Origin of the sequence: Segatella copri (assembly GCF_009495355.1) — a bacterium.
GTDB lineage: Bacteria > Bacteroidota > Bacteroidia > Bacteroidales > Bacteroidaceae > Prevotella.
The window spans coordinates 51,004-66,142 of the sequence record NZ_VZAD01000027.1; the positions used below are offsets into that span (position 1 = coordinate 51,004).

Sequence of the window (15,139 nt, forward strand, 5' to 3'; positions counted from 1 at the left end):
CTATTTATTCACTTTATTTACAGCGTTACGCCGTTCTTGAAGATAGAGATTTCGCGATAGCCGTTGTACTCGTTGCGAGCTTCTTCGCCATTGGCTACTGCGATAATCTTGTCGATGAACTTGCGTACCAAGTCCTTCATTTCAGTACCTTCCACCAGTTCGCCTGCGTTGAAGTCAATCCAGTTTGGCTTGTTGCGGTAGAGGTTGCTGTTGGTGGAAATCTTCATGGTTGGTACGAAGGTGCCGAATGGCGTACCGCGACCAGTGGTGAAGAGAACCAGCTGACAGCCGGCAGAAGCAAGGGCTGTGGAAGCTACGAGGTCGTTGCCTGGTGCAGAGAGAAGGTTCAGACCCGTTGTCTCCAAACGGTCACCATACTGGAGTACACCGCTGACTGGAGCGCGACCGCACTTCTGTGTACAACCGAGAGCCTTGTCCTCGAGTGTAGAAATACCACCCGCCTTGTTGCCTGGAGAAGGATTCTCGCCTACAGGCTCACCATGAGAGAGAAAGTACTCCTTGAAGTCGTTGATGAGGTGAACTGTCTTGTCGAAGAGTTCCTTGTTCTCGCAACGGTTCATCAGGATGGTCTCAGCGCCAAACATCTCAGGCACCTCGGTGAGGATAGAAGTTCCGCCCTGTGCCACGAGCCAGTCGGAGAACTCGCCTACCAATGGGTTGGCAGTAATTCCGCTGAATCCATCTGATCCACCGCACTTCAAACCTACGCGCAGTTTGCTGACCGAAACCTCCTGTCGCTTGTCTTCCTTGGCCAGAACATAGAGTTCGCGGAGCAGTTTCATGCCTTCCTCGAGCTCGTCGCCTTCCACTTTCTGAGTTACCAAGAGCTTGATGCGGTCTTTGTCGTAGTCGCCCAGCATCTTCATGAACTCGTCTGGCTGGTTGTTCTCGCAACCCAGGGAGAGTACGAGTACTGCGCCTGCGTTAGGGTGAAGACAGATGTCGCGAAGCACTTTGCGTGTGTTCTCGTGGTCGCCCGAAAGCTGAGAGCAGCCGAAGTTGTGGTGCCATGCGTGAATAGCGTCGATGCCCTCGCACTTGGTTTCCTGCTTGAGCAGGTCGACGAGCTTCTCGGCAATACCGTTCACACAGCCTACTGTAGGAACGACCCAAATCTCATTGCGCACACCTACCTCGCCATTCTTGCGTACATAGCCCTTGAAAGTACGGTTCTCGTTCTCGATGTTCAGGATCTCCTCTACAGGATTGTAGGTGTATTCCAAAGTTCCGGCAAGGTTGGTCTTGAGGTTGTTCTCGTTGACCCATTCTCCCTGTTTCAGGTCTTTCTTTGCATGACCGATAGGGTAGCCGTATTTCAGGATATTGGTTCCTTCAGCAGCATTGTCGATGAGGACTTTGTGTCCTGCTGGGGTGTCTTGTAACAAGGTGATGGTCTTGCCGTCAACCTCGATAATCTCGCCCTGCTTGAATGGGCGGAGACAAACCACTACCGAGTCGGCAGGGTTGATCTTGATAAAGCTTGATTGTTTCATTTTTTTGTAGGTTGTTTTTTATATTGTTTTTTATTTCGTATGTGAGGGAGTTCTTAGAGTTGAGTTCTGCGGTAGAAGTCCACGTTTTCCTTCATTAGAAGCTCGATGGGCATGTAGTTTACCGGAGTAACTTTCTTTTTCAGCACGATGGCCTGGAAGAGAGTATCGATGCACGCATAGCCTTGCATGTATGCATGCTGGGCGATGAGGAAAGATATGCTTCCCTCGCGCAGGCAGCGGGCGTTCTTCTCTACCATATCGTAACCCATGATCTGGATGTTGCGTCGGTTGGTCTTCAGCAGAAAGTCGCCCACGATGTGTGCCTTGGATGTCAGGGTGATGCAATGGTGTACCTGTGGGTTGGAAGAGAAGAACTTCTCCAGCATTTTATTGTATTCGGCACGAGTTCCGTTGAGTGGCAGGTCGAGGTCGGTAACCTTCACGTTAGGGTAGTGGTCGTGCATGTAGTGCAGAAATCCCACTTCTCGGTTGTCCTGCTGCTTACTCATCACGCGTCCGTCCTTCGTCTGTCGCATGAGCATGATTTCCGTCTCCCTGCAGGCAATCATCATCAGCATCTTGGCTGCAAAATATCCGCTGCAGAAAGAGTCCTGTCCGTAGAACGACAGGGGCTTGAGGTCGGGCATGTAGGAGTCGAGAAGAATGAAGGGAATGTTCTGCTCGTGCAATTGGTCGGTGAACTCTCGTGTGACATCGAGTGAAGATGGAACGACAACGACACCTTCGGGCTTAGCCTGTATGATCTCGCTGGCTTTCTCACGGAACGACTCATCGCTGGAGCGTTCGAAGAAACAGATTTCCACGTCGATGTGGAAATCTCGCCTGGTGTCCTCGCATTTTCGTGCCCCTTCTTCTATCTCCTCCCAGTAAGCCTCCGACTCGTGCTTTGGCAGCAGCATGTAGAAGGTGTACTGCTTGTTGTAAGCCAGTGCGCTGGCGTACATATTGGGCTGGTAGTTCATCTCCTTGAGAGCCTGTTCTACCTTCTTGCGGGCTGGTTCCGAAACATTGGGGCGATCATGTAAGACCCTGTCTACGGTACCTACAGAAACGCCAGCTCTTTCAGCAATGTCTTTGATTCTGATTTTTTCGGCCATTCTCTTTCTTCTTGTTTGTTTTGTTAGCGGCTCACGCGTACCTTAATATATTTAAGTAGGATTGTGCGAAGCCACAATGTGGATAGTTCTTCTTATTCGTATATTGTGTTGTGTGCGACCACAACAAGTTATTTTTGGGGCAAATTTACAATAAAAAATCGAATTGTGCGAATGCACAGCGTGTTTTTTGCTATAAAAACAAAAAAAAAGTCGTTTTTATTTCTTTATTCAAGAAAAAAGGCTTATTTTTGCCCCAAGAAACTTCATCATAGAAGAAATGAAATCAAGAAATTCCTTATAGGCGGAAATAAATTCAAGTAATAACAAACAATAAATTAAAAACTATCAAACAACAATGGCAAAAATTGTAACATTAGGTGAGATTATGCTTCGTTTGTCACCCGAAGGCAACGATCGCTTCATTCAGAGTGAGTCATTCCGCATCATCCCTGGCGGTGGTGAGGCTAATGTGGCTGTCAGCGTAGCCAACTATGGTCATGATGCTTACTTCGTATCTAAGTTGCCAAAGCACGAGATTGGTCAGATCGCCCTGAACGCTCTTCGTCGTTATGGCGTAAATACCGACTTCATTGCCCGTGGCGGTGAGCGTGTTGGTCTTTACTATGCAGAGACAGGTGCTTCTATGCGTCCTTCTAAGGTTATCTATGACCGTGCCCACAGTTCAATCGCCGAGGCTGATTCATCTGATTTCGATTTTGATAAAATCATGGAGGGTGCTCAGTGGTTCCACTGGAGTGGCATTACTCCTGCCATCAGCGATAAGGCTGCCGAGTTGACCAAGTTGGCTTGCGAGGCTGCCAAGCGTCATGGTGTGACAGTATCTGTAGACCTCAACTTCCGCAAGAAGCTCTGGACTTCTGAGAAGGCCATCTCTGTCATGCGTCCTTTGATGCAGTATGTTGACGTTTGCATCGGTAACGAGGAGGATGCTCAGCTTTGTCTTGGCTTCAAACCAGATGCTGACGTAGAGGGCGGTAAGACCGACGCCGAGGGTTACTATGGTATTTTCCAGGGCATGATGAAGGAGTTCGGTTTCAAGTATGTAGTTTCTACATTGCGTGAGTCACTCTCTGCTACCCGCAACGGCTGGAAGGCTCTTATCTACAACGGCAAGGAGTTCTATCAGAGCAAGCACTACGACATCAACCCAATCATCGACCGTGTAGGTGGTGGTGACTCATTCTCAGGTGGTTTGATTCACGGTTTGCTGACCAAGCCAAATCAGGCTGAGGCTCTCGAGTTTGCTGTTGCAGCTTCTGCTTTGAAGCATACTATCCCTGGCGATTTCAACCTGGTTTCTGCTGACGAGGTAGAGAGTCTGGCTGGTGGTAACGCCAATGGCCGTGTACAGCGATAACTTCTGAACTTGCTAAAGTTCAACTAAACATTAAATAATAAACAATAAATATTATATAGATAATGGCAAAGTTTAGCAAAATGCAGGTCATGGCAGCCATGAAAGAGACTGGTATGGTTCCTGTATTCTTCAACAAGGATATTGAGATTTGTAAGAACGTCATCAAGGCTTGCTACGAGGGTGGTGTTCGTGTATTCGAGTTTACTAACCGTGGTGACTTCGCTCACGAGATTTTCGGCGAGTTGGTGAAGTGGTCCGACAAAGAGTGCCCAGAGATGATTCTCGGTGCTGGTACTGTAGTTGATGCAGGTACAGCTTCTTTGTACCTCCAGTTGGGTGCCAACTTCATCGTAGGTCCTAACTTCAACCCAGAGATTGCTCCTGTCTGCAACCGTCGCTTGGTTCCTTATTCACCAGGTTGTGGTTCTGTAACCGAGATCAACAATGCTCAGGCAGCAGGTTGCGACGTAACCAAGGTATTCCCAGCAGGCAACGTAGGTGGTCCTTCATTCGTTAAGAACGTGATGGCACCTTTGCGCTGGAGCAACATCATGGTAACAGGTGCTGTAGAGCCAACCGAGGAGAACCTTACTCCCTGGATCAAGGCCGGTGTTCTCTGTGTAGGTATGGGTTCTAAGCTCTTCCCTAAGGAGACCGTAGCTGCTGGCGACTGGGCTGCTATTACAGCAAAGTGCCAGGAGGCTTTGGGGTACATCGCAAAGGCTCGCGCTTAATATGCGTGTATAATATTGGAGATTCGTAGAGTCACATATTATCGTTTATACAATAGCGCTATCACCTTTCTGATGATAGCGCTGTTTTTCTTTTCAGCTTGTTCGCCGTCGCATAAGGGCGAAGTAGATGAGCTGAATTCTCTTTCTTATGCTTATCATTACCGTAATCTCGATTCTGCCAAGGTTCTGGCACATAGGGCTTTGAGGCTTGCCGATGACTATCCTGCAGGTTATGCTGAGGCGCACAACAACCTGGCTTTCGTAGCCATAGCCAAGATGGATTACGAGCAGGCTCGCCGACATTTGGTGGAGGTGGAACAGCGCAGCGACAACCAGATAGAGATTCTTGTTGCCCACGTACAGAACATGCGCCTTTGCCAGCGCGAGTCGCGCAATAAGGATTTCTATGCTTATCGTGAGAAAGCGATGCGCCTGCTCCGCCGTATTGGTGAGGAAGCCGACAATCTGCCTCCGCGCGAACGTAAGCGTGCCCTTTATGCCCATTCCGAGTTAGACATCGTTGCCGCTACCTATTTCTATTATGTAGGTCAGGAGAAACCCATGTTGCAGGCTCTAAACGATATTGATGCTGAAGCCTTGGAGGCAGATACGGCTCAGTATCTCAACTATTTATACAATATTGGCGCTGGAGGAGCCATCGTCAGCGGAACAGCTGAGGAAATCGGACAGGGTGAGTTCGACTACCTGATGCGATGCTTTATGCTGGCTTGTTCAGGAACCCCTTATCCCTATTGGCAGGCTAACGCCTTGCAGGCCATTAGTGAGCATCTGCAGAGTCCCAGTCTGCGCAGTTACCTGATTCGCAACAACAGACCTTCCATTAAGTATCTTAATATTGATCAGGTGCCCGACAGCTTATTGGCAGGCAACCTGGCCCAGATGGCGCTCAATCTGTTCTCGTCTTACGGCGATGTTTATCAGACAGCCGGAGCTTACCGAACACTGGCTGAATGCTACTGGGCTATAGACGACTACCGTTCGGCAGAAGACTGTCTCAACCATGCGCTCAACGACAATAAGCGCATCAAGGCAGCACCCGACTTGGTGGCCTCCATTGCTGAGCGCCTCTGTCTGGTCTATTCTGCCATCGACGACAAGCCACACAGCGATTTTTACCGCAACATGTATCTCGACCTGCAGGAGCGAACCCGACAGGACAAGCAGTTGGAAGCCCGTGCAGCCGTGCTCGACAACAATGCTGTGCTGCTCAACTGGATGATAGCATCCGTGATAGGAATGATCGTTCTTGTGGTGTTCCTGCTCTATCTCTTCGACAGGATGCGCCGCAGGAATGTGCACCGTGGCTCTATCACCAAACTGCTTGAACCCTTACAGCAATGGAAGGATAGCAATGCTCAGCACATCAGCGAGTTGAACGACAGGAAGGAGGATATAGAGGAGGAACTGCAAATGACGCTCTTCCACGTGAGGGACAACAAGAAACGCCATTTGGAGCAACGTGCCAAGGTGGCATTGGTCAACAGCATAACGCCCTTCATCGACCGCATGATTCACGAGGTGGACTGCCTGAAACACCGCGACGAACCCGACTCGGTGAAGAAGGATAGGTACCAGTACATCTCAGAGCTGACTGCCAAAATCAACCAGTACAACGAGGTGCTTACCCGGTGGATCCAGATGCGGCAGGGAACTCTTAATCTCCGTATTACGAGTTTTGCGTTGCAGCCCCTGTTCGACATTGTGCTGAAGGGCAAGATGAATTTCGACATGAAGGGCGTGGAACTGGTTGTAGAGCCCACCGAGGCAGTGGTGAAGGCCGACCGTACGCTGACGCTTTTCATGATTAACACCATGGCCGACAATGCCCGCAAGTTCACCCCTCAGGGTGGCCGTGTGATGGTGAGCGCCTCGATAGCTGATGCTTATGTGGAAATCTGCATTACAGACACGGGAGTAGGCATGGACGATAAGCAGTTGGAGCACGTCTTCGACCGCACTTATACAGGTGGTCATGGTTTCGGACTTCTCAACTGCAAGGGTATTATAGAGAAATACAAGAAGGTGAGCAGCATCTTCTCAGTGAGTTCGATTTTTGCCGAGAGCGAGTTGGGCAAGGGCAGCCGCTTTGTCTTCCGCCTGCCCCGGGGAATAGGCGGTCGGCTGAAGTCGCTTTCCGTAGGACTCGTAGGTCTGGTGGGCTTGATGGCGATGACGTGCCTGCCGCAGCAGGTTGTTGCCCAAAATACGCTCCGCCATCAGCGCGACAATGCTGCCAACCATCGTCTCCCGCTCAATCTGCAGCGTGCCGACGTTTTTGCCGATTCGGCTTATTTCTGCAACATCAACGGCGAGTACGAGCGCACCCTCCAGTATGCTGACTCTGCCCGCAGTTACCTCAACCGCCATTACCTGTCGCTTCATCCTGGCGGCAAGGTGCTGATGACAGCCAGTCCGAGCGACGTTCTCCCTGCCGAATTGTTGTGGTACCAGGACAGTCTGCCCACTAATTATTATGTTATTCTCGACCTGCGTAATGAGAGCGCCGTGGCTGCTCTTGCCCTACACAAGTGGGACCTTTATCGTAGCAATAACAAGGTCTACACCCAGCTCTACCGCGAGATGGGAGCTGACTCTACGCTGCCAGCCTATGTGCGCACCATGCAGCTGTCGGAGAACTCGAAGACGGTGGCCATCGTGCTGCTCATCCTCCTTCTGCTGCAGTTGCCTTTGGCTTACTATTTGCTCTATTATCGCCATGTACTGACCTTCCGTTTCGCCGTGGAGAAGGTGAATGAAATCAACCGCATCCTGCTGAGTGACGCTACCGACGAGGTGAAGTTGCAGCGCATTAGGCAGACGTGGAACAAGCGGGGAGTGAGACTTCATGGACTGAATGCCCAGTTGGGCGATGTAGTTGACCAGATAGAGCAGGCGCTCCAGGAGAGCATGCGGCGTACAGCAGCCGAGACCTACGACATGGAGATGACAGAAGACGAGTTGCATAAAGCGGAGTATGAGAATGGGCGTCTGCACGTGTCGTGCTCTGTGCTCGACAACTGCCTTTCCACGTTGAAGCATGAGACGATGTATTATCCTTCGCGCATCCGTCAGCTCGTAGAGAACGATCCTTCCGATGTGCAGTCGCTTCATGAGTTGGTGGACTATTATAAGTCGCTCTACACCATGCTCAGTGCCCAGGCGATGGAGCAGGTGGAGCTGAATGTGAAGAACGACAAGTTCCTTCGCCAGTATCTTTTCGAACTTCTCACATCGGGAGCAGGAAAAGTGGAAGTCAGGGTAGAGGACTTGCCCGATTCACCTTATGCTGTCTGCCGGGTAGAGATGCAGGAAGTGGATTACGATGAGCAGCTTCACCATCGGCTCTTCACTCCTCTGACTCACGACATGAAGTACCTGCTTTGCCGGCAGATTGTTCGCGAAATAGGCGAAGTGACCAATCTGCGTGGTTGCGGAATCTCAGCCAGGTCGAGTGCTTCAGGCAAGCTCATGATCGAAATCGTGCTGCCCAAGAGTATGGCTCAGGAGAATCCTCAGGAGTTATTTCCTAAAAGTTGAATCCTGTCCCCATTGAAAACTTCTCAAAAAAGATAAAAAAGTAAAACAATAATAATATGGAACCATTTAAAGTAATCATTGTCGAAGATGTACCCTTGGAGCTGAAAGGCACAGAGGGAATCTTCAAAAACGAAATCCCTGAAGCTGAGATTATAGGAACGGCTGAAAGCGAAACCAGTTACTGGCGCCTCATCAAGCAGCAGGTGCCCGACCTTGTGCTGCTCGATCTTGGACTGGGCGGTTCCACCACCATTGGTGTGGAGATCTGCCGTCAGACCAAGGAGACTTATCCTGCCCTGAAGGTGCTTATTTTCACAGGCGAGATTCTGAACGAGAAGCTGTGGGTCGATGTGCTCGATGCAGGTTGCGACGGTATTATCCTGAAGAGTGGCGAGCTGCTGACGCGTGGCGATGTGGCGAGTTGCATGAGCGGCAAGAAAATGGTGTTCAACCAGCCTATCCTTCAGAAGATAGTAGACCGCTTCAAGCGAAGTGTCAACAGCCAGCTAATGCGCCAGGAGGCTTTGGTAAACTACGAGATTGACGAGTACGACGAGCGTTTCCTGCGCCATTTGGCGCTGGGCTACACCAAGGAGCAGATTACGGGTCTGCGCGGAATGCCTTTCGGCGTGAAGAGCTTAGAGAAGCGTCAGAACGAGTTGGTTCAGAAACTCTTCCCAGACGGCAACAAGGGTATTGGTATTAATGCCACCCGATTAGTGGTGAGGGCTTTGGAACTTCACATTCTGGACGTAGACAATCTGAAGGCAGATGAGGATTAATAAGTTGATGGCATGGGTGGCGCTGCTGCTCGGAGTGGGGCAGGTGGTGCTTATTCTGACGTCGTGGCTTCTTACAGCTGCGATGCCTGAGAGTTTTCCGCGCTCCCTGCTTAGCGCCGAGGGTATCCGTTGGTTTTTCGGTCGCTTTGTGGGCAATGTGGAGTCGCCTTTGCTGGTGTGGCTTCTGCTTTTCTCTTTCATGCTTGGAGCCCTGCAGTACAGCGGCATTCTGCATTACCGATCCTCCGAGTACCGCCAGCGCATCGCCATGCGTTTGGCTCTCTTCGAGGGCATTTTCTTTTTGCTGTTGATATTGGCGCTTGTGCTGGTTCCTCACGCCATCCTGCTCAATGTGATGGGGGGCCTCTTGCCCAGCAGTTTCTCTGCCAGTATCTTGCCTTACTGTTGTTTTTCCCTGATGGTGATGAGTGTCAGTTTCGGTGTGATGAGCGACCGGATGAAGGGCGTCGCCTCCGTCTACGAGGCTCTTGTCTCGGGCGTTGGCAAGATGGGCGGTTTGCTGCTCATCTATGTCATTGGCGCCCAGCTCTACCACAGCATTATCTTCCTCTTCTCAGCCTGATAAGATAAGAGAGTGATTTTAATATGACGGAATTTTAGCGAGCCGCATGCTGTTTTTTGTGAGCAGTATGCAGTAGTCTTGTCTAAAATGTTTATCTTTGTGGCAGCATGTTGATAAATATTAAAAACTCTTTCGCAAATCGGGAAGTTAAAGAATTTAAAAAAGTTAAAGGAGTTAAGACAAATGCTTTATGGTTCAGTATACAACCAAAAAGCTGTTGGCTATAACTTCTAACAACCGAATGGAGTGATAACATTTTTTACTTCTATAACTTCCGTACATGCGAAACTTCAGTTAAAAATCAGAAAAGTAGTATGAACATAGAATCAATTCGAGAGTATTGCCTCTCACTCCCCCTCGCAACTGAGGCTTTCCCATTTGATGAGCGAACCTTGGCGTTTCGCATCTTCGATAAGATTTTTGCTTGTGTAGATTTGAAGCGTCCGGAATGGGTTACGATGAAGTGTAATGCCGATTACGCCGTCGAACTCCGGGAGGAGCATTCCGAGATAGAAGGTGCCTGGCATTGGAACAAGAAGTATTGGAACCAGGTGAATCTCTATGGTTTGCTGGAAGATGATTTTATCCTGGGATTGATTCGCCACAGCTATTCCGAAGTGGTGAAAAAGCTCAAGAAACAGGTGCGGATGGAGCATCCGGAAATCATGGAAGTGAAGGAATAAACAAATGATGAAAAAAGGAACAAGAAGACTCTGAATTAGCAATAAGAAATGCTGATTCAAAGTCTTCTTGTTAATATATAATTCCTAATTTTTTTAGTCTTGATTGAATCGCTCCTTTCGAACGCTCCATGATTTCTGCTATTTCTTTTATAGTTTTTCCTTCATTATAAAAGTTTATCAGAATATCATCTGCTACTTTTTCCCATGGGAGATAGGCGTTTCCATGTTCTTTTCTTTTTTCTTCTAATGTATATGCTTTTTTAGGTGTTTGGGGTGTAGGAACTTTATCCAGAACCCTGTATTCCCAATCTTCAATCGTTCTGGTTTCGGTACTGAAACTGATACCTATCTTTACGAGTTTTCTGTCGTCAGCCTCGAAAGAAACCATGTAGCCTTTTTCGTCTATCATGGCGAGGACTTCCTTGGCAGGCTTGTTGATTTTTATCTCGAAGACGAAGATGGTGTGGGGCGAGAACTTGGTGATACCCGTGATGAAGGCGAATCTGATGTATTCATCATTAGCCTTGATTGGGGCATAAAATTCCTGTATGACGGTTCTGATTTCTGCTAGCCTGTCCTCATAATAGGGAAAATCATTCATTTTTTCTGTAGTTTGGGTAATGCGTGTTTTCGGGAATCTTCGTATCTTTGCACTCGGAAATGATGATCATCATATAATCATAACTATAAGTACAAAAAATAAGTATAAAAAATATGTATATTGAGAAAATAAAGTCGCCAGCCGACTTGAAGAAGCTGGATTTGAAGGAGTTGCAGGTGGTGGCTGATGAAACCAGACAAGCTGTGCTGAACCGTGTGAGCAAGCATGGCGGTCATGTGGGGCCGAACCTGGGATTCGTGGAGGCTACCGTGGCGCTTCACTACGTTTTTAATGCGCCAAAGGATAAGCTCGTGTTTGACGTAAGCCACCAATGCTATCCGCATAAGGTGCTCACCGGACGAGCTGAGGGATTCCTCGGCGATGTGGATGACATGAATGCCATTTCGGGCTATTCTTCTCCTGCCGAATGTCCGGAGTATGACAATTTTGAGGTGGGGCATACTTCCACTTCCGTGAGTCTTGCCACTGGTTTGCAGAAGGCGCGCGACGTAAAGGGTACCGATGAGAACATCATCGCCATTATAGGCGACGGATCCCTTTCGGGCGGCGAGGCTTTCGAGGGACTGGATGAGGCTTCGGAACTCGGCACGGGCATCATCATCGTGGTGAACGACAACGAAATGTCTATCGCTGAAAATCATGGCGGAATCTACAAGAACCTGCGTGACTTGCGCCAGAGCAACGGCACCTGCGAGCACAACTGGTTCAAGGCGTGGGGCTTTGAATACAAGTATCTGGAAGAGGGTAACGACATCGAAAAACTCATCCAGATTTTCGAGAGCGTAAAGGATACGGATAAGCCTACCGTGGTTCACATTCACACAGAGAAAGGTCATGGATTTGCACCAGCCGTAGCCAATAAGGAGGCTTGGCATTGGGGAATGCCTTTTAATCTGGAAGACGGTTCGCGACCAAGAAAGAATGCCGATGGAACCCTCCCGGAGGTGACTCCGACTGAAGATTACGGCACTTTATTCTCTGACTGGATGCTCAGCGAGATGAAGCAGGATAATACCCTCATCGCCGTAACCGCCGGTACTCCTACCGCAGGCGGCTTTACTGCCGATAAGCGCCAACAGGCTGGCAAGCAGCACATCGATATGGGAATCGCCGAAGAGCAGGCGGTGGCCATGATTTCGGGAATGGCGAAGGGTGGATTGCATCCGGTTTGGACCGTTTACAGTACCTTCATCCAACGTACCTACGACCAGATTGCGCAAGACCTCTGCATCAATTCCAACCCAGCCGTAATCAACGTGGTAGGAGGCGGAGTGAATTCGATGAACGACATCACCCACATCTGCCTTTTCGATATTCCGATGCTCTGCAGCATTCCGGGGCTCATCTATCTGGCTCCAACCACCTGCGAGGAGTATTTCGCCATGCTCCGCTGGAGCATCCGGCAGGATAAGAAACCTATCGCCATCCGTGTGCCAAGCAATGGCGTGGTTCATGCGTCTGAAACCGTTGATGCTGAGTATGGCTATGAGGCAAAGTACAAGGTGATGCACCAGGGCGAGAAGGTGGCAGTCATCGCCGCCGGTTCGTTCTATCAGAAGGGCGAGAATGTAGTCCGCCTGTTGGCTGATAAGGGCATCGATGCTACGCTCATCAATCCCCGTTATCTGAATGAGGTGGATGCCGAAGTGCTGGATAGCCTGAAGGCAAACCATCAGTTGGTGGTAACCCTGGAAGATGGCTCGAAGGATGGCGGTTTCGGCGAGCGCATCGCCTCTTACTATGGCACTTCAGAAATGAAGGTGATGGTGGGCGGCATCAGAAAGGGACTCTACGACAGATACGATGTGAAGGAGTTGCTTTCGGATAATCGCCTGCTCGATGAGCAGATTGTGGAAGACGTTTTGTTAGTAATTAATGATTAGTAATTAATGATTAGTTATTAGTTAGTCGGCAAAGTTAGTTTTTATTTAACGAGAAATCCAAGCCGGAGAATCATCTCCAGCTTGGATTTCTTCTGTTTTATCATCGAATGTTTGTCTAAATCCCAGTTTAAATCCCAGTCATTATCTCAATCATCATCATCATCATCATCCCAATCTCTGTCGTGCTTCCATTTCTTCTTGTCGTGCTTCCACTTCTTCTTGTCGTGCTTGTGATGCTTGTGATGCTTGCCTGGCTTTCCTGGTCCATAAGTTACATGAGTTCCGCCTGGCCATCCCGGTCTTCCGTAGCTGCACTCAGGGCGAGGGCGGCGCTTGTCGTGTCCCCAGTTATGCTTTGGATACTTGGTGTAAATATGGTGAACATACACATGGTTCTCCCAGCCGATAGGGCGATAGAAGTAGTAAGAGTCCTTGAATCTCTTCCATTGTCTGGCGGTCATCATGCGCTTGAGCTGCTTGTTGCGATAATGCCAGCCGTTGGCATCGATGTCGCGATAGCTTCGGATGCCGTCCAGGTAAGTGAAGTTGATGTTCAGGAGATTGTTGCGCTGAGCTTTGCTCAATCCCAGTTCCACCACCATTTTGTCTGTGATAAAACGAGCTTCTGCCTGAATATTCGTCAGTCTCTGAGCATTCATAGATGTTATCATCATCCATGCCGCTACGATTGTCATCATGATTCGTTTCATAACTATCTTCTCTTTAAAGGGTTATTACTGTATTTATTTTAATTGAAGAGGCTACTTGTTGCCGCTATCAACTTTTTGATGATGCAAAGCAAGTGCAAACGAGCACAATGAAAGCTTGCTTTCGAATTGTCGAGTGCATCCTTTCTTCTAACGTAGTGCAAAGATAGAGAGAATAGCAGAAAAAAGCAAAGGGAAAACCATAAACCATTGTATGATTTTCCCTAAAAGCATCGGGGGAGATTCCCTAACCGATTGATTTTCACGAACTAACAGATTACGTTATCTGTCGTGACGCTTCATTACCACTCAACCTTTTCATTCAGGATAACGCCATCGGCAGCATCCTCGGCAGTAAAGGTTGCGCCACGATACTGCACGCAGAACATCAGCAGCGGCTCTGTGCCATTGTTGCGAACAGAGCGCTTGCCGGAAGGAGCCACTCTTACCACGCTTCCCTCCTGAATGGGGAATACCTCGCCATCAACCTGGAACTCGCCCTTGCCACTCAGGAAGAAATACAGTTCCTCGTGGTTCTTGTGAGTATGAAGGAAGCCAGTCTCTGTGCCAGGAGCAAAACTTTGGAATGAGAACTCGCCACCAGTAGCGTTCACGCTCTGACCTCCGAATACCTTTCCGGGAATATTAATCTCAGGACCCAACTGCAAGGTGTAATCCTTGATATCACTCATTTTACCAAAATCAACGGCTGTAAAGTTGGCAGCCTTTGCAATAGTCTTTGTTTCTTTCATCTTGTTCAATTATTTAAATGTTCATACTTTTGGATTGCGGTGCAAAGGTACTACAAAAAAAACGTTCCCGCAAGAAGGCACTTTGGGGTGGGATAGTTACCCGGAGGTAACTATTGCGATGGAATGGGAGGAAGAAAAATCAGGCGTTAACTCAGATTAACTTTGAATATTTGGTTACTATTAGAATATTGGTTACTTTTGTAGCCTATTGCAGATAATAAGGTAGTTACTGCGACAGAAAAGAAAAAGTATATTATTAGGTAAGAATAGAGATTATGGCAAGAATGATAAAGGAAATGGTCTTCCAGGATTGTCCGATTCGCAATGTACTGGCTCGCATTAGTGACAAATGGTCATTGCTCGTTATTTACACGTTGAATGTCCACAAAGAGGAGCCGCTCCGCTTCAACGTCCTCCGCAAGCTCATTCCGGATATTTCGCAAAAGATGCTCACCAGCACCTTGAAGACTCTGGAGACGGATGGCTACATAAACAGAAAGGTTTATGCTGAGGTTCCCCCAAGAGTGGAGTATTCGCTTACCTCTCGAGCAGAATCTCTGATTCCTATCATGAATGATCTGATAGGATGGGCGAGCGACAATATGGCTGCGATTTTGAAGGATAGAACTAAAGCGGTATAAGGATTTTGTAGATTCAAAATATTTTGTCTGACATACAGAATATTTGCCTTTTTGAATACCCTGACTACTCCATTTCTGACTCAGTATAAACAAAAAAGTGGAGCTATCCGTGAGGACAGTTCCACTTTCTTTGTGTGTCGGGCATGACACTAACCTAACTGGTTTAACTCCAGTCGCAGGTATT

Annotated in this window: 13 protein-coding genes; 8 read left to right on the forward strand and 5 right to left on the reverse strand. The window is 48.6% G+C overall.

The genetic code is table 11. The features are described 5' to 3' along the window. Positions 1-17 precede the first annotated feature (17 nt). Positions 18-1,514, reverse strand: a complete 1,497-nt coding sequence (locus F7D20_RS03080; RefSeq protein WP_158462798.1) for a UxaA family hydrolase — start codon at positions 1,512-1,514, stop codon at positions 18-20. Between the two features lie 53 nt (positions 1,515-1,567). Continuing rightward, positions 1,568-2,632 carry a LacI family DNA-binding transcriptional regulator gene (locus tag F7D20_RS03085; protein ID WP_158462799.1) on the reverse strand — a complete coding sequence of 355 codons (1,065 nt, stop codon included), beginning with the start codon at positions 2,630-2,632 and terminating at the stop codon, positions 1,568-1,570. A 355-nt stretch (positions 2,633-2,987) separates the two neighbouring features. On the opposite strand from F7D20_RS03085, the gene F7D20_RS03090 reads away from it, so the two are divergent. From F7D20_RS03090 to F7D20_RS03115, 6 genes are all read left to right on the forward strand, one after another. After that, positions 2,988-4,010 carry a sugar kinase gene (locus F7D20_RS03090; RefSeq protein WP_158462800.1) on the forward strand — a complete coding sequence of 341 codons (1,023 nt, stop codon included), beginning with the start codon at positions 2,988-2,990 and terminating at the stop codon, positions 4,008-4,010. A gap of 62 nt (positions 4,011-4,072) precedes the next feature. Further along, positions 4,073-4,744, forward strand: coding sequence for a bifunctional 4-hydroxy-2-oxoglutarate aldolase/2-dehydro-3-deoxy-phosphogluconate aldolase (locus F7D20_RS03095; protein WP_022253012.1), 672 nt, complete (start codon positions 4,073-4,075; stop codon positions 4,742-4,744). Between the two features lie 72 nt (positions 4,745-4,816). Then, positions 4,817-8,302 (forward strand): sensor histidine kinase, encoded by a 3,486-nt coding sequence (locus tag F7D20_RS03100; RefSeq protein ID WP_158462801.1) that lies wholly within the window; start codon positions 4,817-4,819, stop codon positions 8,300-8,302. 56 nt (positions 8,303-8,358) lie between these two features. Next, on the forward strand, positions 8,359-9,084 hold the full coding sequence (locus F7D20_RS03105) for a DUF5932 domain-containing protein (protein WP_158462802.1): 726 nt from the start codon (positions 8,359-8,361) through the stop codon (positions 9,082-9,084). Continuing rightward, positions 9,074-9,667 (forward strand): AbgT family transporter, encoded by a 594-nt coding sequence (locus F7D20_RS03110; RefSeq protein WP_228114088.1) that lies wholly within the window; start codon positions 9,074-9,076, stop codon positions 9,665-9,667. Before F7D20_RS03105 ends, F7D20_RS03110 begins: the two co-directional genes overlap by 11 nt. A gap of 314 nt (positions 9,668-9,981) precedes the next feature. Beyond that, the gene (locus tag F7D20_RS03115; RefSeq protein ID WP_158462803.1) at positions 9,982-10,350 is read left to right on the forward strand and encodes an MmcQ/YjbR family DNA-binding protein; all 369 of its coding nucleotides are present in this window, start codon (positions 9,982-9,984) and stop codon (positions 10,348-10,350) included. A 70-nt stretch (positions 10,351-10,420) separates the two neighbouring features. On the opposite strand, the gene F7D20_RS03120 is transcribed toward F7D20_RS03115, so the two are convergent. Further along, entirely contained in the window at positions 10,421-10,951 is a 531-nt protein-coding gene (locus tag F7D20_RS03120) for a PD-(D/E)XK nuclease domain-containing protein (protein WP_158462804.1), read from the reverse strand. A gap of 113 nt (positions 10,952-11,064) precedes the next feature. Between F7D20_RS03120 and F7D20_RS03125 the strand changes: the two genes are divergently transcribed. Then, positions 11,065-12,855: a 1-deoxy-D-xylulose-5-phosphate synthase gene (locus F7D20_RS03125; RefSeq protein ID WP_158462805.1), complete on the forward strand. Its 1,791-nt coding sequence runs from the start codon at positions 11,065-11,067 to the stop codon at positions 12,853-12,855. A gap of 146 nt (positions 12,856-13,001) precedes the next feature. On the opposite strand, the gene F7D20_RS03130 is transcribed toward F7D20_RS03125, so the two are convergent. Both F7D20_RS03130 and F7D20_RS03135 read right to left on the reverse strand, forming a co-directional pair. Continuing rightward, positions 13,002-13,565 (reverse strand): hypothetical protein, encoded by a 564-nt coding sequence (locus tag F7D20_RS03130; protein ID WP_158462806.1) that lies wholly within the window; start codon positions 13,563-13,565, stop codon positions 13,002-13,004. A 299-nt stretch (positions 13,566-13,864) separates the two neighbouring features. Further along, complete coding sequence (locus F7D20_RS03135; RefSeq protein ID WP_158462807.1) at positions 13,865-14,314, reverse strand: cupin domain-containing protein; 450 nt, start codon at positions 14,312-14,314, stop codon at positions 13,865-13,867. A 275-nt stretch (positions 14,315-14,589) separates the two neighbouring features. Here F7D20_RS03135 and F7D20_RS03140 point away from each other — a divergent pair, with 275 nt between their 5' ends. After that, complete coding sequence (locus F7D20_RS03140; protein WP_158462808.1) at positions 14,590-14,955, forward strand: winged helix-turn-helix transcriptional regulator; 366 nt, start codon at positions 14,590-14,592, stop codon at positions 14,953-14,955. Positions 14,956-15,139: the final 184 nt, after the last annotated feature.

Bases quoted from the DNA above. Each gene is read 5' to 3' on its own strand.
- F7D20_RS03135 (WP_158462807.1), bottom strand. From the start codon at position 14,314: ATGAAAGAAACAAAGACTATTGCAAAGGCTGCCAACTTTACAGCCGTT.
- F7D20_RS03100 (WP_158462801.1), top strand. From the start codon at position 4,817: ATGATAGCGCTGTTTTTCTTTTCAGCTTGTTCGCCGTCGCATAAGGGC.
- F7D20_RS03120 (WP_158462804.1), bottom strand. From the start codon at position 10,951: ATGAATGATTTTCCCTATTATGAGGACAGGCTAGCAGAAATCAGAACC.
- F7D20_RS03115 (WP_158462803.1), top strand. From the start codon at position 9,982: ATGAACATAGAATCAATTCGAGAGTATTGCCTCTCACTCCCCCTCGCA.
- F7D20_RS03130 (WP_158462806.1), bottom strand. From the start codon at position 13,565: ATGAAACGAATCATGATGACAATCGTAGCGGCATGGATGATGATAACA.
- F7D20_RS03080 (WP_158462798.1), bottom strand. From the start codon at position 1,514: ATGAAACAATCAAGCTTTATCAAGATCAACCCTGCCGACTCGGTAGTG.
- F7D20_RS03125 (WP_158462805.1), top strand. From the start codon at position 11,065: ATGTATATTGAGAAAATAAAGTCGCCAGCCGACTTGAAGAAGCTGGAT.
- F7D20_RS03105 (WP_158462802.1), top strand. From the start codon at position 8,359: ATGGAACCATTTAAAGTAATCATTGTCGAAGATGTACCCTTGGAGCTG.
- F7D20_RS03095 (WP_022253012.1), top strand. From the start codon at position 4,073: ATGGCAAAGTTTAGCAAAATGCAGGTCATGGCAGCCATGAAAGAGACT.
- F7D20_RS03090 (WP_158462800.1), top strand. From the start codon at position 2,988: ATGGCAAAAATTGTAACATTAGGTGAGATTATGCTTCGTTTGTCACCC.
- F7D20_RS03110 (WP_228114088.1), top strand. From the start codon at position 9,074: ATGAGGATTAATAAGTTGATGGCATGGGTGGCGCTGCTGCTCGGAGTG.
- F7D20_RS03140 (WP_158462808.1), top strand. From the start codon at position 14,590: ATGGCAAGAATGATAAAGGAAATGGTCTTCCAGGATTGTCCGATTCGC.
- F7D20_RS03085 (WP_158462799.1), bottom strand. From the start codon at position 2,632: ATGGCCGAAAAAATCAGAATCAAAGACATTGCTGAAAGAGCTGGCGTT.